This window comes from Corynebacterium sp. NML98-0116 (assembly GCF_001767255.1).
GTDB classification, from domain to species: Bacteria; Actinomycetota; Actinomycetes; order Mycobacteriales; family Mycobacteriaceae; genus Corynebacterium; species Corynebacterium pseudogenitalium.
This window is the reverse complement of sequence record NZ_CP017639.1, coordinates 1,564,110-1,584,072: the sequence shown is the minus strand read 5'-3', so window position 1 is coordinate 1,584,072 and position 19,963 is coordinate 1,564,110. Positions and strand designations below refer to the sequence as shown.

At 61.3% G+C, this 19,963-nt stretch carries 21 protein-coding genes and 1 tRNA gene; 15 read left to right on the top strand and 7 right to left on the bottom strand.

Going from position 1 to position 19,963, the window contains the following annotated elements; genetic code table 11:
* The first annotated feature begins 30 nt into the window (after positions 1-30).
* Both BJP05_RS07185 and BJP05_RS11150 read left to right on the top strand, forming a co-directional pair.
* Positions 31-600, top strand: coding sequence for a molybdenum cofactor biosynthesis protein B (locus tag BJP05_RS07185; protein WP_070362823.1), 570 nt, complete (start codon positions 31-33; stop codon positions 598-600).
* Positions 601-648: 48 nt separating this feature from the next.
* A complete protein-coding gene (locus BJP05_RS11150; protein WP_141742264.1) occupies positions 649-834 on the top strand; it encodes a hypothetical protein in 186 nt (61 codons plus the stop codon).
* Positions 835-839: 5 nt separating this feature from the next.
* Here BJP05_RS11150 and mscL read toward each other — a convergent pair whose 3' ends face one another.
* The 3 genes from mscL to BJP05_RS07170 are packed head-to-tail and all read right to left on the bottom strand — an operon-like array spanning position 840 to position 2,514.
* Complete coding sequence (mscL, locus tag BJP05_RS07180; protein WP_070362822.1) at positions 840-1,244, bottom strand: large-conductance mechanosensitive channel protein MscL; 405 nt, start codon at positions 1,242-1,244, stop codon at positions 840-842.
* 53 nt (positions 1,245-1,297) lie between these two features.
* Complete coding sequence (locus tag BJP05_RS07175) at positions 1,298-1,903, bottom strand: SAF domain-containing protein (RefSeq protein ID WP_070362821.1); 606 nt, start codon at positions 1,901-1,903, stop codon at positions 1,298-1,300.
* Between the two features lie 35 nt (positions 1,904-1,938).
* Positions 1,939-2,514, bottom strand: a complete 576-nt coding sequence (locus BJP05_RS07170; RefSeq protein WP_070362820.1) for a 5-formyltetrahydrofolate cyclo-ligase — start codon at positions 2,512-2,514, stop codon at positions 1,939-1,941.
* 64 nt (positions 2,515-2,578) lie between these two features.
* Between BJP05_RS07170 and BJP05_RS07165 the strand changes: the two genes are divergently transcribed.
* From BJP05_RS07165 to BJP05_RS07145, 5 genes are all read left to right on the top strand, one after another.
* Positions 2,579-3,550, top strand: coding sequence for a UTP--glucose-1-phosphate uridylyltransferase (locus BJP05_RS07165; protein ID WP_070362819.1), 972 nt, complete (start codon positions 2,579-2,581; stop codon positions 3,548-3,550).
* Positions 3,551-3,576: 26 nt separating this feature from the next.
* Positions 3,577-4,878: a gephyrin-like molybdotransferase Glp gene (glp, locus tag BJP05_RS07160; protein WP_070362818.1), complete on the top strand. Its 1,302-nt coding sequence runs from the start codon at positions 3,577-3,579 to the stop codon at positions 4,876-4,878.
* 3 nt (positions 4,879-4,881) lie between these two features.
* The gene (locus tag BJP05_RS07155; RefSeq protein WP_371440778.1) at positions 4,882-5,547 is read left to right on the top strand and encodes a GNAT family N-acetyltransferase; all 666 of its coding nucleotides are present in this window, start codon (positions 4,882-4,884) and stop codon (positions 5,545-5,547) included.
* A 94-nt stretch (positions 5,548-5,641) separates the two neighbouring features.
* Positions 5,642-6,799, top strand: a complete 1,158-nt coding sequence (glpR, locus tag BJP05_RS07150) for a gephyrin-like molybdotransferase receptor GlpR (protein ID WP_070362817.1) — start codon at positions 5,642-5,644, stop codon at positions 6,797-6,799.
* A 63-nt stretch (positions 6,800-6,862) separates the two neighbouring features.
* A tRNA-Ala gene (locus BJP05_RS07145) sits at positions 6,863-6,935 on the top strand.
* 183 nt (positions 6,936-7,118) lie between these two features.
* Here the strand turns inward: BJP05_RS07145 and BJP05_RS07140 are convergent.
* Positions 7,119-8,345: an IS1249 family transposase gene (locus tag BJP05_RS07140; protein ID WP_084028535.1), complete on the bottom strand. Its 1,227-nt coding sequence runs from the start codon at positions 8,343-8,345 to the stop codon at positions 7,119-7,121.
* A 326-nt stretch (positions 8,346-8,671) separates the two neighbouring features.
* On the opposite strand from BJP05_RS07140, the gene BJP05_RS07135 reads away from it, so the two are divergent.
* Positions 8,672-9,280, top strand: a complete 609-nt coding sequence (locus BJP05_RS07135) for a cation transporter (RefSeq protein WP_070362816.1) — start codon at positions 8,672-8,674, stop codon at positions 9,278-9,280.
* Here the strand turns inward: BJP05_RS07135 and BJP05_RS07130 are convergent.
* On the bottom strand, positions 9,277-9,882 hold the full coding sequence (locus tag BJP05_RS07130) for a DNA-3-methyladenine glycosylase I (RefSeq protein WP_070362815.1): 606 nt from the start codon (positions 9,880-9,882) through the stop codon (positions 9,277-9,279). The genes BJP05_RS07135 and BJP05_RS07130 overlap by 4 nt on opposite strands.
* Positions 9,883-9,935: 53 nt before the next feature.
* Between BJP05_RS07130 and BJP05_RS07125 the strand changes: the two genes are divergently transcribed.
* Together BJP05_RS07125 and BJP05_RS07120 are read left to right on the top strand one after the other, a co-directional pair.
* Positions 9,936-10,343, top strand: a complete 408-nt coding sequence (locus BJP05_RS07125) for a DoxX family protein (RefSeq protein WP_070362814.1) — start codon at positions 9,936-9,938, stop codon at positions 10,341-10,343.
* The gene (locus BJP05_RS07120; RefSeq protein ID WP_070362813.1) at positions 10,336-11,004 is read left to right on the top strand and encodes a zf-HC2 domain-containing protein; all 669 of its coding nucleotides are present in this window, start codon (positions 10,336-10,338) and stop codon (positions 11,002-11,004) included. Before BJP05_RS07125 ends, BJP05_RS07120 begins: the two co-directional genes overlap by 8 nt.
* A gap of 4 nt (positions 11,005-11,008) precedes the next feature.
* Here the strand turns inward: BJP05_RS07120 and BJP05_RS07115 are convergent, their stop codons facing one another.
* A complete protein-coding gene (locus tag BJP05_RS07115; protein WP_070363554.1) occupies positions 11,009-12,565 on the bottom strand; it encodes a dolichyl-phosphate-mannose--protein mannosyltransferase in 1,557 nt (518 codons plus the stop codon).
* 118 nt (positions 12,566-12,683) lie between these two features.
* Here BJP05_RS07115 and rsmI point away from each other — a divergent pair, with 118 nt between their 5' ends.
* The 4 genes from rsmI to BJP05_RS07095 all read left to right on the top strand — a co-directional run bounded on the left by rsmI (position 12,684) and on the right by BJP05_RS07095 (position 18,649).
* A complete protein-coding gene (gene rsmI / locus BJP05_RS07110) occupies positions 12,684-13,559 on the top strand; it encodes a 16S rRNA (cytidine(1402)-2'-O)-methyltransferase (protein ID WP_070362812.1) in 876 nt (291 codons plus the stop codon).
* A 117-nt stretch (positions 13,560-13,676) separates the two neighbouring features.
* Entirely contained in the window at positions 13,677-15,494 is a 1,818-nt protein-coding gene (locus tag BJP05_RS07105) for a BCCT family transporter (protein ID WP_084028600.1), read from the top strand.
* Between the two features lie 89 nt (positions 15,495-15,583).
* Complete coding sequence (gene metG / locus BJP05_RS07100) at positions 15,584-17,428, top strand: methionine--tRNA ligase (RefSeq protein WP_070363552.1); 1,845 nt, start codon at positions 15,584-15,586, stop codon at positions 17,426-17,428.
* A gap of 27 nt (positions 17,429-17,455) precedes the next feature.
* Entirely contained in the window at positions 17,456-18,649 is a 1,194-nt protein-coding gene (locus BJP05_RS07095; protein ID WP_141742267.1) for an MFS transporter, read from the top strand.
* Here BJP05_RS07095 and BJP05_RS07090 read toward each other — a convergent pair.
* Entirely contained in the window at positions 18,630-19,040 is a 411-nt protein-coding gene (locus tag BJP05_RS07090) for a DUF3806 domain-containing protein (RefSeq protein ID WP_070362810.1), read from the bottom strand. The two genes, BJP05_RS07095 and BJP05_RS07090, sit on opposite strands and share 20 nt — an antisense overlap.
* A 12-nt stretch (positions 19,041-19,052) precedes the next feature.
* Here BJP05_RS07090 and BJP05_RS07085 point away from each other — a divergent pair, with 12 nt between their 5' ends.
* The gene (locus BJP05_RS07085) at positions 19,053-19,892 is read left to right on the top strand and encodes a TatD family hydrolase (protein ID WP_070362809.1); all 840 of its coding nucleotides are present in this window, start codon (positions 19,053-19,055) and stop codon (positions 19,890-19,892) included.
* The last annotated feature ends 71 nt before the right edge of the window (positions 19,893-19,963 follow it).

Here is a 19,963-nt window from a genome sequence, read left to right as displayed (position 1 = left end):
ATTTCGCAACGACACGACAGGAGACCTGGCATGCCAACGACAGAAGTATTGCTTGACACGGTTGGGGAGCCCGACGAAGCATCGCTGAAGGCCGCAGAGCTCGCCGAGCAGACTCCGACGCCTCCTGCGGCCATCGCAGTGCTGGTTGGGGACCGCCGATACAGCTCAGAAGGGGATACCACGGGTGACATGCTCGTCGAGTTGCTCAGCGAGTTCGGGTTTACCGTTGACGCGGTGGTGCACGTCAATTCGAGCGAGGCGGAGATCCGCAAAGCGATCGAAACCGGTGTCGTTGGTGGGGTTGACCTGGTGCTGACCGTCGGTGGCACTGGCGTCGGGCCACGTGATACGGCGCCAGAGGCGACGAAGGCCGTGATCGACAAGAACGTGCCCGGTGTAGCGCAGGCGGTTCGTTCGTCGGGCCAGGCGTGTGGAGCGGTGGATGCCTGCACGTCGCGCGGTGTGTGTGGCGTCTCTGGTTCGACCGTCGTGGTAAACCTCGCCGCAAGCCGCCAAGCGATACGCGACGGCGTATCGACGATCGCACCACTAGTCCAGCACCTGATCGGCGAGCTGAATACCTACTCCGTACAGGCGTAATCAGGAACGATGGCGAGCATGAAAAAGCCGCGCCACCAGCGGAGGCGCGTGGAGCGACGGTCGGAAGCAGAGTACGACCGTAGTCCTGAACGCACGCAACTATTTGGTGACGCGGCTTCTGGGCGGACGGGCTATGATGCCGGGCGCAGCGTCGATATCGACGGCGACGGCGAGCCAGAACTCACAGGCAAAGCCTTTTATGAGTACGAGCGACCACCCCATTACGGAGAATAGCAGTACTACTGCTGCGCGGGCTTCTCGGAGAGCAGGTCGCGGATTTCGGTGAGCAGCTCGGTCTCGGTCGGAGCCGGGGCGTCTGGCTGGATGCCGCGCTTATGCTTCTGCATCTCGTCGAGCTTGTTCATCGGAGCGACGATCACGAAGTAGACGACTGCCGCGATCAGCAGGAAGTTAATCGCTGCAGTGATCAGCGCGCCGAAGTCGAGGAAAGTTGCGTCGTTGCCGGAAATGATGTGGAAGCCAAGGCCGGAGTAATCAGCGCCACCGACGGAAGCGATCAGCGGGTTGATGATGTTGTCGGAGAAAGCGGTAACAACTGCGGTGAACGCAGCACCAATAACAACACCGACTGCGAGGTCAATAACGTTGCCGCGCAGAATAAAGTTCTTAAAGCCCTCAAGCATTAGGGTCTCCTTTGTAAGGTTTGGATTTGGACCTAAAAACTATAGGCAACAAACTATCGTGTGGTCAATACAACTGTTAACGGGTCCGTCAGTGATGCGGCCGCAACGTTGGCTGCATCGACACTGCGCAGCAGTACCAGGATTGACCCCTCCTCGTTCGTCGTGACCACCCTTCCGCCACGCGCAATAACTCGCGGGCCTGGCGCGACCACGTCTACGCCGGCGCCGTGATGCAGCATCGGGATGAGTTCCGGTTCCGCGAGCGTGACCGGAACCATGGTGAAGTCGTGCGGGTCGTCATCGCTTTCGATCAGCGAAGCTTTAAGGTCCGGTCCGACAAGACGGGTGTTGGTAACTACTTCGTTCGCGGATGCACCAGCCGCGAGGACCTGTCCGACGGCGAGGTCTGTACTGCCCAAGGCGTTCGCGGGAACAACAGAGGGCGGCAGCCTGCGAAGCTCCACGTCCGCCGTGGTGAGCACTGTGCCGGCCTCAACGTCGCGGGCGAAGACAACAGCGGGTGGGTCGGCGGAGCGGGCGTCGAAAAGTATGCTTGCGCCTGCTACCAGCAGTAACACGACGGCGATCGTGCGGCGCACTGTGACGGTGCGGTGGTAGCCGGGCATGCGGAGGTCGCGAAGGAATGAGGCGGGCTTCATGCGTCTTTAGACGCGGGTGTGGCCCGGAAGGTTCCCTAGAGTGGGAAAAATCCGCGGTCTGTCACGATTGCATCGACGGGCACATCGTGAGGTTGCGCTGGCAGCGTGTCGACGACCTCTTCGTCAAACACCACCGCAACAATAGGGATGCGGTGGTCGCGGACCTGCTCAAGCGCCCGGTCGTAATAGCCGGCGCCCTTACCCAAACGTTGCCCGCTTCGGTCCACAGCGAGCGCCGGGATCACCAGCGCAGCGCAACCTTTGAGCACCTCGCTGGAGAACCGGGAACCGACTGGCTCCGCGATGCCAAGCGCGCCCGGCTGCTGTTCTTCGGTGCACGCGGCCCATTGCAGCACACCGCCAGGAAGCGAAATCGGCAGCCACACCGTTCTTGCGTGTTGGGCGAGCTGCAGCGGGTAGTCAGCGGCAGCGGGTTCCGTGCGCAGCGGGTGGTAGGCGCTGATTTCACTGCCCACGGCGCCGAAGTGATCGAGAGCCTTGAGCGTGTGCTGGAGGATGCTGGCGTCGCGTTGACGCTTTTCGTCTGGTTTGCTGGCGAGGTGGCGTCGAAAAGTAGTGTGTGCTTCGCGGATAGTTTGCTTGGTGTGCAAGTGGGGGAGCCTCCTCACGAGTCGGAAACGATAGTCGGGCCATACAGAGGTAAAGTAGATCTTTATGCGGAAGTCTAATGAAGAAACCTCCCAGCAGCCTGCGTCGCGTGGCGTGAAGACCGTCGTGGTGCCGGCAGCTGGCATGGGTACACGGTTTTTGCCAGCTACGAAGACTGTTCCTAAGGAACTCCTGCCCGTGGTGGATACACCCGGTATCGAGCTGATTGCCGAGGAAGCGGCAGAGCTCGGCGCTCGCCGATTGGTGATCGTGACAGCTCCGGCAAAAGAAGAAATCATGCGCCACTTCGGCGAGTTCGAGCTGCTGCGCGAGACCCTCGCGGCGCGCGGGAAAGACGACCAGGTGAAGAAGGTCGCCCGCGCCGCGGACCTTATTAATGCAGTCGCCGTGACGCAGGAGAAGCCGTTGGGCCTTGGCCACGCGGTGAGCTGCGCGGAATCTGCCCTCGACGAAAACGAGGACGTTGTCGCCGTCATGCTGCCAGATGACCTTGTGCTTCCCACCGGCGTGATGGAGAAAATGGTGCGCACCCGCGAGAAGCTCGGCGGCTCCGTGCTGTGTGCGTTCAACGTGACGCCGGAGGAAGTCTTTAACTACGGCGTGTTTGATGTCGAAGACGTCGACGAGACTATTGAGGGCGTCGAGGTCAAGCGCGTGAAGGGCATGGTGGAAAAGCCGGCCGTGGAAGACGCGCCGTCGACGCTCGTGGCCACCGGACGCTACCTGCTTGACCGGGCAATTTTTGATGCGCTGCGTCGCATCACGCCGGGCAAGGGCGGGGAGCTGCAACTGACCGATGCGATCGAGCTGATGATCCAGGAAGGTCATCCAGTGCACATCGTGGTGCACCACGGCAAGCGCCACGATTTGGGCAACCCGGGCGGCTACATTCCCGCTAATGTGGACTTTGGTTTGCACGACCCGAAGTACGGACCTGCACTGTACACGGCACTCAAGCAGATCATGAACGACTTTGAGGCCGAACACCCCGAACTCACGGGTGATGAACAACGCTAACGAAGGCGTAGAAAGAGGCGTGGCTGATGCGCGGTGTTGATGAGCAGCTTGCCATAATTGGCGACGCAATCCGGACCCCCGAGCCGATCCGAGTGGGGATCGACGACGCGCTGGGGCTGATGTGCGCCGAGGAAGTCGTAGCGACACGCGCGTTGCCCGGCTTTTCGCAAGCAGCCATCGACGGCTACGCCGTCCGCGCGGTCGACGTCGGGGGATCCGCAGGCCTGCGGGTGAAGCCGCGCCAGGCGGAAGAAGACGGCGAGCCGGAGCGCGATTCGCGCCCACGCACCAACGCCGATCGTGCTCTACCTGTGGTGGGGGAGGTTCCCGCCGGTTCCCAGAAGCCGTTGCGCCTGCAGCCACGCCAAGCGGTGCGGGTTGCAACAGGTGCCCCGCTTCCTACACTTGCCGACGCCGTGTTGCCACTGGAATGGAGCGACCGGGGCACCAAGCGGGTTACGCCGCAACGCCCAGTTGCAAGTGGCGAGTTCGTACGCAAGCCGGGGGCTGATATCCAGCCAGGCGACATCGCAGTGCGCCCCCGCACGGTCCTCGGACCTGCACAAATTGGGCTGCTAGCCGCTGCTGGGCGCACAAAAGTACTGGTGTATCCCCGGCCGAGGGTCACCGTGCTGAGTTTCGGCATGGAACTCGTTGACATCGAACGAGAGCCAGGCTTGGGCCAAGTTATCGACGTCGCCTCCTACGTCGTTTCCGCTGCCGCCGAGGAAGCGGGTGCAGATGTACACCGTGTCGGCATCATGAACGCTGAGCCGCGGAAGATGCGGGAAACCCTGGCTGGCTACATTGGGCGCAGCGAGATGATCGTGATCACCGGCGCTGTTGGTGGTTCAGGCGCGCAGACACTCCAAGAAGTGCTGCATGACCTCGGGGAAATCGACACCACTCGAGTGGCCATGCACCCCGGGTCCGTCCAGGGTTTCGGCACGCTGGGTGAGGAACATGTGCCGGTCTTCTTGCTGCCGTCCAATCCGACGGCCGCGCTCGTGATCGCCGAAACCATCGTGCGACCGGCAATCCGCCAAGCGCTGGGCAAGCAGTCTTGGCAGCGCCCGGTGGTTCGCGCACGCTCGATGCGGGCAATTACCTCGCAGCCGGGGCGGCGTGGTTACATTCGCGCGCGCCTCATGCGGGACACGGAGACCGGCGACTACTTAGTCGAAGGCCTCGGCGGTGCCGGTGGCGAAACCTCCCACCTCTTCGCAGGCTTCGCGGAAGCCAACGCCATGATTCGCCTGCCGGAGTCCACCGCGGAGATCCGCCCAGGCGACGTGGTGGACGTCGAATTCCTCCAGCAGCGGGGATAGACGTTGGGCCTGCTGCGAAGGATTGGAACTTGGCTGCACGGACCCACACCTGGTTGGCCCGAACGCACCCCGTTCGTCAGACTTCCGAGTGGAGAAACCGTCACGTTGCGGCCCCTGCGCTTGCAGGATGGCGGGGAATGGTGCCGTACCCGCCTGCTCGACCAGCAGTGGTTGCAGCCGGTAGAACCAACGATCCATTCCACATGGGAAGCTGCTCACACCAAGAGCGCTTGGGCGGGGCAGTGGACGATGCTCAAAGAAATGGCTGCAGATGGCACCGTCGTACCGATGGTGATAGAGGTCGACGGCCACTTTGCCGGCCAACTGACCCTCGGCGGCATTCAGCGCGGAACCGTCGACGAGTGCTGGATCGGCTACTGGGTGCACAGACAGTATCAAGGGCGCGGCGTCGCGACGGCCGCGTGCGCCTTGGGCGTTGACCACGCCTTTGCGCGGGTGGGCCTGCACCGCGTGACTGCGACGTACCTTCCAGACAACCCGGCCAGCGGCCACGTCCTGCAGACCGTGGGTTTCCGCGAAGAAGGATTCATGCGGGGAAACATTCATATCGACGGCCGCTGGCGCGACCACTACTTCGTCGCAATGACCGAAGATGACTACCCGACCACGGCCGTAGACAGGCTGCGGCGTTCCGGCCGAATTCGATGACGCGGCCCCGGCGTGGCTCGGGCCGGAAGAGCGGATTGCTCGCTACCGTTAAAGGTCAGTTTCGAGGGTAGTTTTAGGAAGGTGGCTTCGCTGTATGGGTAGCCCGAGCTTGATCATTATCTTGATGATCGTCGTGTGGGTCATCGTGCTGGCACCACTCGTATTTGGCAACAACAAACCAATTCGCCGCTCCGGCGAAGGGTACGACGAGACGAGGGTCCTGCATACCGGTGGTACGGAACCCATGGAGGTTCGTCGCCGCCCACGCGTGACCGCCGCGGACGTGCACCTGCACGACGAAGACGCTGCGGACGTGGAACTCGTCGAAGCCGTCGAACACGAGCCAGCTGCCAGCGAAGTGCTCATCGACGACAGCGCGGTTATCCGAAACTTCTTCTCGAAGAACCAAGAAGACGCTGTCTCCGAAGAAGATACCGACTCAAACGTTATTGAGGGAGAGGTCATCGAAGCGGAGCCAGTCGAGGACGAGGCGGTTGAAGCGGAGCCCGCTGAGGCTGAGACTGAGTCCGTCGATGTAGTGGACGACGCTTCAGACGACGCCGATGCGGTAGAGCTCGAGGCTGCGGAGAATTCGGAGGCCTCGACAGCAGAGGTCGAAAGCATTCCAGACTCGTACTACTCTGCAGCGGACTTCGGATACGACACTGGCGTGACGGCAGAGATGGACGCCGAAGAGCTCACTGCTGAGGAAACCGAGGACGACCAGGACGTTTCAGATGAAGAGGTCGCCGTCACCGACGAAGATCTCGCGTTCGCCGAGGCCCGCCGTGGCCGTGGCGGCTGGGACCCAGACCGTGCACGCCGTGCACGCGAAGACCGCTTCATGCGCCGCCAGCGCACCTTCCTGGGCCTCATCATCGCCTGCGTGGTTACGTTTGTGATCGCGTTCGTGGCAGGCGGCTGGACATGGATCCTGCCTGCGGCCTCCGTCGCCCTGACCGCCTGGTTCATGGTTGTGCTGCGCAGCGTCGTCCGTCAGGAGCGCGCGCTGCATCGCCGACGCATGCGCCAGCTGCGTCGCGCGCGCCTCGGCGTCGCCACTGCAGATTCGACGCACCCCAGGCAGGAGTGGCCGCGTCGATACGGAGAATCCGTAGCCCTCGACCTTGACGACGCCCACCCCGACTTCACCGACCTCCCCGAAGCATCCTCCGCAATCTTCGAGGACCACACGGATTCCCCCCACTACCCATACGGCGAGGATGACAACCGTGCCCCACGGGCGAGCTAAATCGCCTGGGTAACCGGACGATTTAGCATCAGCGGAGAAGAGGAGTAACGTCTTCTCCAGCGAGGGGCTATAGCTCAGTTGGTAGAGCGTCGCGTTCGCAATGCGAAGGTCAGGGGTTCGATTCCCCTTAGCTCCACAGTTCCGTAAAACCCCAGGTCGTTGGTGGCCTGGGGTTTTGTTGTGTTTGTGCTGGCTCCAAATTCCGGGTTTTTCGGGTTAAGCGACAAAATGTGTGCTTTTCTCGGCGTGTCGACTTAAGTGACAAAATGTGTGCTTTTCAGGGGTTGGGATGGGTGGGTTGTGGGGTGTTGTGCTGGGGTTATGAGCGTCCTGCCCAGCCGTGTCGGATGGCCCAGGAGGGGTTGAAGTCGGTGTCGATGCCGGTGTCGTAGACTTTCGGTCGGCCGTCGGGTGAGTTGGCTTGGTCGCGTTCACGCATGTGTGCCTGGCGGGCGTGTGCGTAGCCTGCGTGGCCGAAGTCTTGCTCGATTGCTAGCGCCAGCGGGTCATCGTGGTGTTGGGTGTGTAGGTAGAGCCACCAGTCCATGATGATTCGCTGGTGTTCGTCAAATGTGCCGCGGTGGGCTCGGGCGAGGTGTTTTAGTTGTGCGTTTATGCCGCCTTCCAGGCTGTTTGTGGTGGTCTTCAGCGTGGTCGTGGTGCGGTGTGGTGGGTTGAGCCAGACGAAGAGGTGGCCTTGTTGGTAGAGACGCTCGAATCGGCGGTAGGCTCTGCGGGCTCTGGGATGGGTGTACCACCATTGCTGGTTGTCGCGGATACGTTTTGGGATCTCTTCTGGGGCGACTTGGTTGCGGTAGGTGCGTTGTTTGAGCCAGTCACCGTAGAGGTCCTGGAAGCGGTTGAGGCGAAGTACCCAGGTGATTGCCTGGTCACGGGTGGTGATGTGGGTCAGCTGGTTGCCGAGGCGAAGGAGTGCTTTGTGTGCGGTGATTGTGGGTTGGCGTGTGGTGTCTTTGATGGTGTCGCGGCGTACGTGGACGAGGCAGCGTTGAATGGAGGCGTTTGGCCAGCATTGTTTGATGGCTTTGTGAGCGCCACCGGAGCCGTCTGTGGTCACGACGAGGGGTTCGGCGATCATGTCGAAGAGTTTGGCGTAGTCGTAGGCGGTTTCTCGTGTGCACCAGTGCCAGGCGACGACGTGCTCGCTGGTTGCAGCGACAAGCAGGCATTTTTTGTGGAAGTAGGTGCCGTCAATAAAGAGCTGGTCGTAGACGCGGTACGGGTCCGGTTTGCACGGGACGATGATGAACCAAAAGTAGGTGAACCAGCGGATGAGTGTGCGTCTGGAGACGTTGTGCGCAGCAGCGACAGCGTCGAGCGGATGCTGGTTGGTGATCCAGTCAATGAAGATGGCAAACCGATATGCGCTGGTCTTGGCTGTGTTGGGGTTGGTGAAGGTGTGCCCGCAGTCTGTGCAGCGCCATCGCTGTTTTCCGCTGGATGTGGTGCCCATTTTTGTGGCGGTGTGCTCGCATGCCGTGCATAGGGGCCTGTTGTGTTTTCTCTTTCTGTGTTGAGTTGGCATGCAGCTGGTTTAACAGTCTGCTGTCATAGCACATCCAACGCCTGAAGTGGTGGACCTTCCGGTCTACGGCAGGGAATCCCGATTCAACGAGCACTGTCCCGCCGTAGGCCCAGGCAGGACCTGGAATCCATATCCAAAAAAGCACACATTTTGTCGCTTAACCCGGTTTTTCGGCAAGCGGGCTGGCAAAAGCCCAGGTCGCATGATTGGGCTAGTGGATTGCGGTGCCCAGCCAACGTTCAGGAACGTTTAGAACAGAGCAACCAACGTCGCTAGAGTGCTACAGGAGTGCTACACGCAAGACAGCCGAAGAAAAGGAGAACCTCGTGGCTACAGAACGGATCCGCCGAGCAGTACTGGTGGTTGCGCTGCTGAACTTGGCGTACTTCTTCGTTGAGTTTGTGGCGGCTGTCTCGATTGGGTCGGCGTCGTTGTTTGCGGACTCGGCGGACTTCCTGGAGGATACAGCGATTAACTTCCTGGTGTTCTTCGCGGTCGCTTGGCCGGCATCGCGGCGTCGTACGGCGGGCAGTGTGTTGGCGGCGTTGATTCTGATTCCTGCGGTCGCGGCGGTGGTGACCGTTGTTGCGAAGGTGCTGGACCCGGAGCCGCCATCGCCGGAGGGCCTTACGGGGGTCGCGGTTGGTGCGCTCGTGGTGAATGTCGTGTGCGCGGTGATTCTGCTGAGGCTGCGGGACCAGGGGTCGTCGTTGGCGACGGGGGCGTGGCTGGCGGCGCGCAACGACGCACTGGCGAACCTGCTCATCATTGCGGCCGGGTTGCTGACGTTCGTGTGGTCCACTGCCTGGTTCGACATCATCGTTGGCGCCATCATCGCAGCGGTGAACTTCTCAGCTGCGAAGGAAGTCTGGGAGGCGTCCCGCGAGGAGTACGACTCGGTGGAGGAAGCCTTCGCAGAGATGGATGACGACTAGCTCCACACCCCGGAGGCTCCTCGCCGGTGCGTGCCGATCAGATTCGTGTCGATGATGCCGGTCGATTCCATGAGCGCGTACATCGTGACGGGGCCGACGAAGGTGAAGCCACGCTTCTTCAGGTCGCGCGCGAGGCGGCGTGACTCCTCAGACTGGGTTGGAACCTCCTCCATCGTGCGGGGTGTAGGTGTGGTTTCTGGCTGGTAGGACCAGATAGAGGTTGCAAGATCCGTGCCGGATTCCCGCAACTCGCGGGTGGCGGCCGCGTTGGTGAGCACCGCCTGGAGTTTGCGCCGATTGCGAATCAGGGAGGCGTCGTCAAGAAGGTGCTCGATTGAGTCCATCCGTGCGAGGACGTCGGGGTCGAACCCGTGGAAGGCTTCGCGTAGGGCGTCGCGCTTTTGCAGAATGAGCTTCCACGACAATCCGACTTGGAACCCCTCGAGGCAGAGGCGCTCGAACATTCCGGCTTCGTCGCGGATGGGCATGCCCCATTCGGTGTCGTAGTAGTGGCGCAGGAGCGAATCGTGTGCGGCCCAGGGTGGGCGGCTGAGTCCGTCGTCGCCGATGATTGGGAATTGTTGCTTCGTTTCTTTATCCATACGTAGTTTGACGTTTTTCTGTCTGGTTCGGTTCCTTGAGTACTCTAGTGTGCATGAACAGGCCAGCAGTTCGAGATTTTGCGCTCTTAGTCATCCGCGCGGTGCTCGGGATCGTGTTTGTTGCGCGTGGGTACCAGCGCTGGTTTGAGCTGGGAATGCGGCGCACTGCGGAGGACTTTGCGGCGATTGGGGTGCCTCAGCCGACGCTGTCGGCGTACCTCGCGGGATTCGTTGAGCTGGTTGGGGGAGCGTTCCTCGTCATTGGCTTGCTGACGACGATCGTCGCGTCGGTGCTTGCATTGTTGGCGCTGGCGGCAACCTACTTCGTGCATTTGAGCAACGGTTTCTTCGTTGCCGATGGCGGTATTGAGTACACGATGGTGCTCGCCGCGGCGTTGTTCGTGGTCATCGTGTTCGGGCCGGGGCGCGCAAGCTTGGACGGGGTGCTCACACGTGATTAGCCATGACGAGATTCAGGCCTGCCTGTCCGCGCGGCTCGACGGGGAGCAACCATCGCTTGACGACGCCATCGTGGATGCCCACCTGGCGCAGTGCGAGGAGTGCGCCGCGTTTTGGGAGCAGGCGCTTTCCTTGTCGCAGACGGTGCGCTTTGCAGAGGTTGACGGCAATGTGGCTCCTCCGAGCGACCTCGCTGATGCGATCCTCGCCGGGGTCAACGACCCGTGGCACGCGATGATGCAGCGCCGCCAAGTCAACGTGATGATTGGCAGGGCCGCGCTGTGTGCGATTGCCGTGTGCTGGATTGTGTGGGCCATCGTTGGGGTCGTCGGTGTGGGCGAGGTGTTGGCGCAGACTCCCGAAGTCGCCGCAGCCACGCTGATGGGGGTTGCGGTCCGCTTCGGCGTGGGTTTGTCGTTGGGGCTCGCGTCCTGGAAACCGGCCCAGATTCCCGGCATCGTGTTGATCGTGGGGACGATGTTCACGTTTACCCTTGGGTTTGCGGTGCTTGATGCTGTGCAGCGTATCGGAGCAGTGGCACCGATGACGGTCATCGCTCCGGGAATCGCGTTGTTGGCGCTCGCCTGGACGTGGATCGCGGACAAAGGCGTGGCCATGCGCCGCGCGTGGCACTTGCTCAACGCAGACCCGACCGGCCTCTAGCGAACTATTTCCAGCTCGGGAACCACATGAGGGACTCGTAGTAGCCGTCGGTGACTCGAAGGCCGTACAGGATCGGACCCCAGTAGACGAAGCTTGCCGCCACAACGGCGAGGTAGACAATCACGGTGATTTGGCCGGTGCGAATCGGGGCGCCGGTCAGCTTCACCAGCCACTTAGGTTCCCGTAGCGTGCCTTTCTTCGCGATGTTTCCGAGCGCCAGCGCGAGCAGCACTGCGGTAAACGGAATGAGCGCGGTGGCGTAGAAGAAGTACATCTGACGGTCGAACGCCGCAAGCCACGGCAGGAAGCCTGCGGCGAAGCCGATGACTGGCACGATGACGCGGAAGTCGCGTCGGGTAATCCAGACCCACGCTGCCCACAGCAACGCGGGGATGGTGAGCCACCAGATCGCCGGGGTGCCGAACAGCGAAATCATTTCGCGGCAGGTGTTGCCGTCGCCGCACTCGATGTCGGTGGAGGAGTAGTAGAGGATCGGGCGTGCTGCGACGAGCCACGCCCACGGCTTGGAGTCCCATGGGTGCGAGTGCCCGCTAGAGCTCGTGAGGGAGCCGTGGAACTCAAGCACGGAGAAGTGGTAGTACAGCCATCCAGCAGCGGCATCCGGCAGGTTGGCCAGCCATGGCCAGTCGGATCCTGCGATCGTGCCGTCCGCCAGGGAGTGGCGGTACACAGAAGTCTCAGAGGCGAACCATGCGCGCCACGACCAGATATAGAGGAGTGCGGGCAACAGCACGATCGAGGCGAGTGCAGAGGGCACGTCGCGCACCAGTGCGCCAGCCAGTGGCTTCTCGACGCCATAACGCTTTCGCAGCCACAGATCCCAAAACGCAGACATTAGGCCGTAGAACGCGATGTAGTACAGCCCCGACCACTTCACACCGAGTGCCAGTCCGAGCAACACACCGGTTGCGAAACGCCACCAGCGGAACCCGAGGCGCGGCCCGTACGGACCCGAGGACTGCACAGCACCTGACAGCCAGGCGTCGTGCCAACGCTGGTGCACCTGACGCATGTCACCTGCGAGCGTCCACGCGGCGGCGACGATGAACAGCACCTGGAAGATGTCTAGCATGCCAAATTTGGCTGCGACCAGCAGCACGCCGTCGAAAAGCGCGATGACGCCTGCGATGGCTGCGATCGACGTCGACTGGCTCACGCGGCGAGCGAGCAGGAACGTGAACACGATGACTGCGGTACCAAAGAGCGCCGTCATGATGCGCCAACCCATCGGGGTGTAGCCGAAGATGGTTTCACCAAGCGCGAGGAGCTGCTTGCCCAACGGCGGGTGCACCACCAGCCCATAGCCGGGGTTGGACTCGATGCCGCCCAGCACTGGGTTAAAGGAGCTGCGCACCATGTCCCAGCCCTGCGGCACGTAGTGCTTCTCGTCGAAGACCGGGGTGCCAGAAGACGTCGGCTGCACCAGCCCGAGGAAGCGCGTGAACAGCGCGAGGACCGTCAGTACCGCCAGCGTCACGGTGTCCCTGCGATGCCATGGCACACTGACTGGTGCTCCCGGCTGGGGCCTGCCAGGCTTCATCAACGCGGGCGTTGGCGACGCTTCACTCTGGACGGTATTGATGGGCGCATTGGTATTCACGTGAATGGATACTACTGTGTTCGCCGCATTATCTGTAGCTGCACCTAGTATCTATCGCATGGATAGTGCAGACACTCAAGCGACGTTGCAACACCAGTTTCCAACACGTGGGGTAGTGCTGGCCGCTACGCCGCTCGGCAATATTGATGACGCCTCGCAGCGGCTTCAGCACGCACTCGCGAACGCAGACGTGATTGCGGCGGAGGATACGCGGCGCACCCGCGCGCTAGCGGCAGCCTTGGGGGTGGAACCGCGTGGGAAGATCATCTCAAACTTCGACCACAACGAAGAGCAGCGGCGGGACGAGTTGCTCGCGGCTGCCCGCAATGGCGTTGTGCTCGTGGTGACGGACGCCGGCATGCCGATCGTGTCCGACCCCGGCCTCTCACTCGTTGCAGCGGCACACGACGCCGGAGTCCCTGTGACTTGCCTGCCTGGTCCCTCTGCTGTCACGACGGCGCTTGCGCTCTCGGGCCTGCATGTAGGGCACTTCATCTTCGATGGCTTTGCTCCACGCAAGGCAGGCGCGCGGGAAGCCTGGCTCAAGGAGCTTGTGCACCAACCGCGCGCCGTGTGCTTCTTCGAATCACCGCACCGACTGGCACAGACGCTTGCCGACGCCGCTTCGGTCCTCGGCCGCGATCGACGTGCAGCGGTGTGCCGCGAACTGACAAAAACGTACGAAGAAGTAAAGCGCGCGACACTTGGTGAACTCGCCGAGTGGGCCAAGGACGGAGTGAGGGGAGAAGTCACCGTTGTCATCGAGGGCGGTGACGCCGCAACAGCGGAGCCCGAAGACCTTGTGGAACTCGTCTTAGAGCTGGTAAGCGGGGGTATGCGGATGAAGGATGCAGTGAAGACTATCGCGAAGCAGCACGGGGTGAAATCGGGCGAATTATATGACCTCGCTCAGGAAGCTCGCAGCGCGGAATAGTCAGACTTTTTGGCTGAAAATGGGCACTACGTGGACGAATTGGATTAGATATAGCAGCCGAATTCAGTTAACCTGCTAAAGCTTTCTTATTTTCTATGGAATTGAGGAGAATTTTTCATGTCTCAGGGAGACCTGACCCAGGATCCGCATGATCCTGATGCAGAAACTCGGAGTACTGAACAGATAAATTCCGATGAAACCGAAATTGCCGCACCGTCTGCGACGAGCGAGCTTGCCGAGCTCATCGTTGCAGAGCGGCGCGGGGAGCGTAAAGAATCGGTCGACGCAGAGGAGCAGGTTGAGCTTGCTGCGGAGGACGAGAACGCGAAGATTGACTGGAGCATCGTTGTTCCGCTTCTCGTCGTGGTGGCGGCCGTCGTCGCTTGGGGCCTGTTAGCAACAGATAGTTTCTCGAGCTTTGCTGATACGTCCTTCAGCTGGGTGATTAACAACCTTGGCTGGGCGTTCGTGCTCTTCGGCACGATTTTTGTGTTCTTTGTCTTGGTAATCGCGTTTTCGAACTTCGGTACGATCCGCCTGGGCAAGTCGGACGAACAACCGGAGTTTAGAACGTCGTCATGGATTGCGATGATGTTCGCGGCAGGCATGGGCATTGGTCTGATGTTCTACGGTGCGTCTGAGCCGCTGGCGATGTACCGCGATGGTGTCCCTGGCCACCAGCCACACGAAGTGGGCACTGCGCTCGCGCAGACAATGTTCCACTGGAGCCTGCACCCATGGGCGATTTACGCGATCTTGGGCCTTGCGATCGCGTACTCGACGTTCCGCCTCGGCCGCAAGCAACTGCTCTCTAGCGCCTTCATCCCGCTGATTGGTGAAAAGGGCGTGAACGGTTTCTGGGGCAAGCTCATTGATGGTTTTGCAATTTTTGCAACGATTTTCGGTACCGCATGTTCGCTGGGCTTGGGCGCGATGCAGATTAGCTCGGGCCTGAACGCTTCCGGCTTTGTGGATTCGCCGTCGACGAAGCTGACGGTCGGCATCGTGTCCGTCCTGACTCTTGCATTCCTGCTGTCCGCGATGTCGGGCGTCGGCAAGGGAATCCAGTGGCTGTCGAACTTCAATATGGCGATTGCTGCGTTGCTGGCTATTTTCGTGTTCGTCTTCGGCCCAACCGTCAGCACCCTGAACTTCTTGCCGACGGGCGTCGGCGCATACCTGTCCCAGTTTTTTGAGATGGCTGGCCGTACCGCTGAGAACCAGAACGGTGAAGCAGGAGACTTCCTGTCCGGTTGGACCATCTTCTACTGGGCATGGTGGATCTCCTGGTCACCATTCGTTGGCACCTTCCTGGCACGAATTTCCCGTGGCCGCACGATTCGCGAGTTCTGCCTTGGCGTCATGCTGATTCCAGCAGGCCTGTCCACCGTCTGGTTCGCCATCTTTGGCGGCACTGCGATCAAGTTCGAGCAGGACGGTCGTTCCATTTACGGCGAGGGTACCTCGGAAGAGCAGCTCTTCAACCTGCTGCACCAGCTGCCTGGTGGCTTCTACATTGGTATTTTCGCGGTGATCCTGCTGGGTACGTTCTTCATCACCTCGGCTGACTCGGCTTCGACCGTGATGGCGTCTATGTCGCAGAACGGTAAATCGGATGCGAACCCATGGATCGCAGCTGTCTGGGGCCTTGGCACCGCGTTCGTTGGCCTGACGCTGCTGATCGCTGGCGGCTCTGACGCACTGGGCGCGCTGCAGTCTGTGACGATTGTTGCGGCAACCCCGTTCTTGCTCATCCTGATCTTGCTGATGTTCGCGATTGTGAAGGACGTGTCCAACGACACTATTTACCTGGACAAGAAGGAACAGGATCGCTTCAACCGCCAGTTGGCTATTGAACGCCGTATGCACCGCGACCAGCTCGAGCTTGATAGGAAGAAGGAGCAGGTCAAGCGCATGTTGCGTCCGCGTAACTAAGCTCTGACATCCTGCGGTGAATACCGCTCATGGCCCCGATATGACCCGAAACATGGGTTGTGTCGGGGCCATAACTTATGCTTAAGGGCATGACTTCTGCGAAGACTCAAAAAAATATCCTTGTGTGCGTTGCGTGGCCATATGCGAACGGCCCCCGCCACATCGGCCACGTAGCTGGTTTCGGGGTACCTTCTGACGTGTTTGCGCGCTATCAGCGTATGGCTGGCAACAACGTCCTGATGGTCTCCGGCACCGACGAACACGGGACCCCGCTGTTGGTGCAGGCGGACAAGGAAGGCGTGAGCGTCAAGGAGCTCGCAGACCGCTACAACGAACAGATCGTGCACGACTTGGCCGGTTTGGGTCTGTCCTACGACCTGTTTACTCGCACGTCGACTCGTAACCACTATGCCGTGGTGCAGCAGCTGTTTAAGGGACTGTACGCCAACGGTTACATGATCAAGGAGACGACGCAGGGCGCGATCTCTCCTTCGAATGGCCGTACGCTGCCGGACCGCTACATTGAGGGCACCTGCCCAATCTGCGGCGCGACTGACGCTCGTGGTGACCAGTGCGATACCTGCGGTAACCAGCTCGACCCAGCAGACCTGATCAACCCTGTCTCCAAGATCAACGGCGAGACGCCGAAGTTTGTTGAGACCGAGCACTTCATGCTGGATCTCCCGGCGCTGCACGACGCGTTGAAGACGTGGCTGAGCACCCGTGAGAAGTGGCGCCCGAACGTGCTGAAGTTCTCGTTGAACCTCTTGGAGGACATGCGTCCGCGCGCAATGACGCGTGACATCGACTGGGGCATCCCTATCCCGGTCGAGGACTGGCAGGACAACCCGTCGAAGAAGCTCTATGTTTGGTTTGACGCGGTGGTCGGCTACTTGTCTGCCTCGATTGAGTGGGCGGAGCGAAGCGGCAACCCGGATGCGTGGAAGACGTTCTGGCAGGACCCAGAAACGGCGAGCTACTACTTCATGGGCAAGGACAACATCACGTTCCACTCACAGATCTGGCCAGCGGAGCTGCTCGGCTACGCGGGCAAGGGCTCGCATGGTGGGCAAGAACACGAGCTGGGCACCCTGAATCTTCCGACTGAGGTTGTGTCCTCGGAGTTCCTGACCATGTCCGGTTCGAAGTTCTCGTCTTCGAAGGGCGTAGTCATCTATGTCAAGGACTTCCTGAAAGAGTTCGGTGCGGACCCGTTGCGCTACTTCATTGCGGTGGCCGGACCGGAGAACAACGACACGGACTTCACCTGGGACGAGTTCGTGCGTCGCGTGAACAACGAGCTGGCGAATGGCTGGGGCAACCTGGTCAACCGCACTGTGTCGATGGCGCACAAGAACTTCGGCGAGGTTCCAGAACCAGGAGAGCTCGCCGAAGTGGACGAGAAAATCCTTGAATTGGCGGAATCCACGTTTGTTTCCGCAGGCAAGGACTTGGCCGAGGCTCACTTTAAGAGCGCGATCACCAAGATCATGCACGTGGTCGGGGAGACCAACGCGTACATCGCGGACCAGGAGCCGTGGAAGCTCGCGAAGGATCCGGAACAGCGCACTCGTCTGGCGACGGTCCTGTGGACCGCACTGCAGGTGGTCAGCGACTGCAATGCGATGCTGACCCCGTTCCTGCCGCACACGGCGCAGAAGGTACACGAGACCCTCGGCCGGACTGGTGTGTGGGCGGCAGAGCCGTCCATCGTTGAGGTTCGCGATGACGCTGACTACGATCTCGTCGGCGTCGGCCTGCCGGAGCGCGGCCAGACCTACCTCACCATCACCGGCGACTACTCCGAGCAGCAGGCGACATGGAAGCGCGTGCCAATGGAGCCCGGCGTGGCACTGTCGAAGCCGAAGCCACTGGTGGCGAAGCTCGATCCGGAGCTCGGGGAGACCGGCCCGGAGTGGGCGCCTGTGCAGTAACGCTGCGGCAGCGCTAGAGTGCTTCGAGTGTTTGCTCTTGTACTTTTCGTCGCTGTCATTAGTGCCTCACTGAATTTGCGTGCGGGCATTGCCTCCGTCGGGTCTGTACTTGACCAGGTCATCGCATACTATGACGCCCCGGCATGGGTCGGTGGCGTCATCACGGCGATCCCCGGCACGCTCTTCTTCCTGGTCGGTATCTGTGCGGTACCGATTGCGCGGCGGTTTGGCCTCACCCCCGTCATTCTGGGCGCTGCGGGGTTGCTGACCGCGGGCTTGGGCTTGCGCCCCTTCGCACCCGATATCGCGATGTTCTTACTCGCGACGGTGGGCGCGGCCGGCGCCATCGCACTTATGAACGTGTTGCTGCCTGCGTGGATCAAGCAGCACGGTGGGCGCTACATCGTCGCCCTGACTACGGTGTACTCCGTAACCCTGGGCTTATCGTCGGCGGCTGGCCCGCTCAGCGCGTTGGTGACACCCTCGTGGCAGTCGGCACTCGGCCTGTGGGCGGTGACGGCTGTCGTGCAGCTGGCGGTTTGGGTATTTGTGCTCTTCAAATTCGGGAGGGACATCCCCGGGAGCAAGGCTTCGACCCCGCAGGACGGCGCGGTTGCTACGCCAGAAGCGCCGGTGTGGAAGTCGCTCACTGCGGTGGCCTTGATGCTCTTCTTCGGGTTGCAGTCAACCAGCGCGTATATCCAGATGGGGTGGTTGCCCGCCATTTTCATTGACGCCGGGGTTGCCCCTTCCACCGCAGCCACGGGACTGGGGCTGCTTGGCGCGGTAGGCATGGTTGGTGGGCTTGTGCTGCCGACGGTCATCTCTCGCGCGCGGACGCTGACGCCGCTGGTGGTGCTGTTTGCGCTCTCGACGGCCACTGGGTATCTCGGTTTGTACTTCGCACCGGCAGCATCACCGCTGGGCTGGAGCTTCCTCCTGGGCTTCGGCGGGTGCTGCTTCCCGCTAGCAATCGCACTGATCCCGGCGCGCACACGCGACCCGCTAGTCACTGCACGGCTGTCGGGTTTTGTGCAGCCGGTCGGGTACGTGCTCGCGGCAACGGGGCCGCTGCTCATTGGCGTGGCCTATGGGCGGATCGGGGAGTTCCAGCCGATCCTGATCGCGTTAGTCATCATGGCGTTGGTCATGGGGGCTGTTGGCATCGTGGCGGCGCGTCACGTCGTTATTGACGACGAGCTTAGTGTTGCAAGCCGCTGAGGAACTGCTCCAGGAACGTGGTGAGTTTGCCGGTTGCGTCGTCGTCGAAGCGGGCGTCGACAACCATGATGGGGGCGGTGTATTTGGGGGAGTTGGTGTCGGCATCGCGGACGACGACGAGGTCCGTGCCGTAGTCATCTTTCAGGAGTTTCCAGGTAAATCCGTAGTCGCGGACGAATGCGTCGCCGAGGGCGGTGCCGACGATACGGGCTGTGTCGCCGCGCGGGTAGCTGCGTTGTGCGTCGCGGGGAAGTGCAAGGAAATCCTCGAGTAACCCTTCGAACCGCTCGATGATTACTCGTGCAGGGCCATTGAGCCCCTGCGCCGCTGCCTCGGCGAGTGCGTTGTCGATGCTGGTTTGGGTCTGTGCGTCAATCGCGTGGAATGTCATAGGCTCTATCGTATGAGCAAAAAGAAACCTCGCCCGACACCAGTACCAGCAGCCCCTATACCAGGGCTTATCGACGCCCACACCCACCTGGCCTCTACCGGAGCCACCACGCAGGCGGATATCGATGCGATTATGGAGCGTGCGTTGAGCGCCGGTGTGGAGCGGGTATGCACCGTGGGCGATGGGCTCGCGGAAGCAGAGCAGGCGCTTGCTGCCGCGCACATGCATGAGGGCGTGTTCGCAGCGTGCGCGATCCATCCGACGCGAGCCGCCGAGCTCGACGACGCGACGCGGGAACGGCTCACGCAGATGGCCTCGGACGCTCGGTGTGTTGCGGTGGGGGAGACAGGCATCGATACGTATTGGATCCGCCACGACGCCGAGAACACCGCTGACCTTGCCACGCAAGAAGAGGCGTTTCGTTGGCACATTCAGCTCGCCGTGGACTCCGGCAAGGCATTGATGATCCATAACCGTGAGGGGGATGCGGACATGATGCGGATTCTCGCGGATACGCCGAAACCGGAGCATGTGATTTTGCACTGCTTCTCCTCGCCCCTTGACGTGGCGCGGGAGGCGATTGAGCGTGGCTATGTGCTCTCCTTTGCCGGCAACGTTACGTTTAAACGCAATGAGGAGCTGCGGGAGGCGGCGGCTCTGGCGCCGGTGGGCCAGCTGCTCATCGAAACCGATGCGCCGTATATGACCCCGGAGCCGTTTCGAGGTTCGCGCAATGAGCCATCGCTGATTGGGCATACGGCACACGTGGTTGCGCAAGCTCGGGGAGTGGACGTCGAGACGCTGGCGAGCGAGGTATCCGCTACCTTCGATCGCGTCTATGGTCTGGGATGATGCTGTGCACGTGTCCGGGAACACACTGGGCGCAAGTAAGCGTTGTCCCAGGTCGGCTGTGAGTGGTGTGA

What these genes read in the sequence shown, in the direction of transcription:
- BJP05_RS07185 (WP_070362823.1), top strand. Translation starts at nt 31, where the DNA reads ATGCCAACGACAGAAGTATTGCTTGACACGGTTGGGGAGCCCGACGAA.
- mscL (WP_070362822.1), bottom strand. Translation starts at nt 1,244, where the DNA reads ATGCTTGAGGGCTTTAAGAACTTTATTCTGCGCGGCAACGTTATTGAC.
- BJP05_RS07175 (WP_070362821.1), bottom strand. Translation starts at nt 1,903, where the DNA reads ATGAAGCCCGCCTCATTCCTTCGCGACCTCCGCATGCCCGGCTACCAC.
- BJP05_RS07165 (WP_070362819.1), top strand. Translation starts at nt 2,579, where the DNA reads ATGCGGAAGTCTAATGAAGAAACCTCCCAGCAGCCTGCGTCGCGTGGC.
- glp (WP_070362818.1), top strand. Translation starts at nt 3,577, where the DNA reads ATGCGCGGTGTTGATGAGCAGCTTGCCATAATTGGCGACGCAATCCGG.
- glpR (WP_070362817.1), top strand. Translation starts at nt 5,642, where the DNA reads ATGGGTAGCCCGAGCTTGATCATTATCTTGATGATCGTCGTGTGGGTC.
- BJP05_RS07140 (WP_084028535.1), bottom strand. Translation starts at nt 8,345, where the DNA reads ATGCCAACTCAACACAGAAAGAGAAAACACAACAGGCCCCTATGCACG.
- BJP05_RS07130 (WP_070362815.1), bottom strand. Translation starts at nt 9,882, where the DNA reads ATGGATAAAGAAACGAAGCAACAATTCCCAATCATCGGCGACGACGGA.
- BJP05_RS07125 (WP_070362814.1), top strand. Translation starts at nt 9,936, where the DNA reads ATGAACAGGCCAGCAGTTCGAGATTTTGCGCTCTTAGTCATCCGCGCG.
- BJP05_RS07115 (WP_070363554.1), bottom strand. Translation starts at nt 12,565, where the DNA reads ATGAAGCCTGGCAGGCCCCAGCCGGGAGCACCAGTCAGTGTGCCATGG.
- rsmI (WP_070362812.1), top strand. Translation starts at nt 12,684, where the DNA reads ATGGATAGTGCAGACACTCAAGCGACGTTGCAACACCAGTTTCCAACA.
- BJP05_RS07105 (WP_084028600.1), top strand. Translation starts at nt 13,677, where the DNA reads ATGTCTCAGGGAGACCTGACCCAGGATCCGCATGATCCTGATGCAGAA.
- metG (WP_070363552.1), top strand. Translation starts at nt 15,584, where the DNA reads ATGACTTCTGCGAAGACTCAAAAAAATATCCTTGTGTGCGTTGCGTGG.
- BJP05_RS07090 (WP_070362810.1), bottom strand. Translation starts at nt 19,040, where the DNA reads ATGACATTCCACGCGATTGACGCACAGACCCAAACCAGCATCGACAAC.
- BJP05_RS07085 (WP_070362809.1), top strand. Translation starts at nt 19,053, where the DNA reads ATGAGCAAAAAGAAACCTCGCCCGACACCAGTACCAGCAGCCCCTATA.